Genomic DNA, 1,142 nt, shown 5'->3' with positions numbered 1-1,142 from the left:
TTACCAGTGCTTTACCACCATCCCACTCGAGGACACCAGTATCGCCAGCCTGACCACCCGACTCTGCATAGAAAGGTGTCGACGCCAATACCACGATACACTGCTCGCCAGCTCCAGCCTTGGCATTCTCACCATCAACCGTAACCGACAGTACCTCTGACTCATGATCAAAACTTTCATAGCCAACAAACTCGGTACTCCCCGAAATATCCAAAGAGTCGTTGTAATCAACACCAAATTTGCTCGACGCGCGCGCTCTTTCTCGCTGCGTTTCCATTGCAGCTTCATAACCCTCGTGATCTAGCGTTAACCCTCGCTCACGAGCGATATCATTAGTCAAATCAACCGGGAAGCCGTAAGTATCATATAAAGTAAAGACCGTCGCACCAGAAATAACGGTACTATCCAGAGACGCAATATCTGACTCCAGAACCTTCATTCCCTTATCAAGCGTTTTGGAGAACTGCTCTTCTTCCTGAAGCAAGATTTGCTCTACTTGCTTCCGGGAAACCTTGAGCTCAGGGTAAGCTTCACCCATCGCGTCAATCAAAACCTCGACAAGGCGATAGAAAAACGGCTCAGAAGCACCAAGTTTATTTCCATGCCGAATAGCGCGGCGAATAATTCTGCGAAGTGTATAACCACGCCCCTCATTCGAAGGCATTACACCATCAGAAATCAAGAAGGCACTGGCACGAATATGATCAGCAATAACCCGCAGAGATTTTTCTTCAATAGAAACGCCACCCAATATTTTGGATGCGCCATTTAGAATGGTCTGAAAAAGATCAATTTCGTAGTTTGTATGCACATCCTGCATCACGGCAGCAATACGCTCCAAACCCATACCGGTATCTACAGAAGGCTTTGGTAGGTCATGCATCACTCCGTCAGCAGTACGATTAAACTGCATGAAAACGAGGTTCCAAATTTCAATATAACGATCACCGTCGTCATTTGGACCACCAGGAGGATCACCAGCAATATCCTCACCATGATCATAAAAAATTTCGGTACACGGCCCACAAGGCCCGGTATCTCCCATAGACCAAAAGTTATCTTTCTCTCCTAGCCTTGAAAAACGTGACTGGTCGATACCGATTTCATTAAACCAGATATCTTCAGCTTCTTTATCATCTTTA

Annotated in this window: 1 protein-coding gene; it reads right to left on the bottom strand. The window is 46.1% G+C overall.

Translation table 11 applies throughout. From position 1 onward, the window contains the following. Window positions 1-1,142, bottom strand: a 1,142-nt coding sequence (locus tag A3763_RS00145) for an alanine--tRNA ligase-related protein (protein ID WP_231872049.1), incomplete at both ends; no start/stop codon positions are given.

This window comes from Oleiphilus sp. HI0128 (assembly GCF_001635365.1).
The sequence above is the reverse complement of the archived record's forward strand: the minus strand, read 5'-3'. Positions and strand labels throughout refer to the sequence as shown.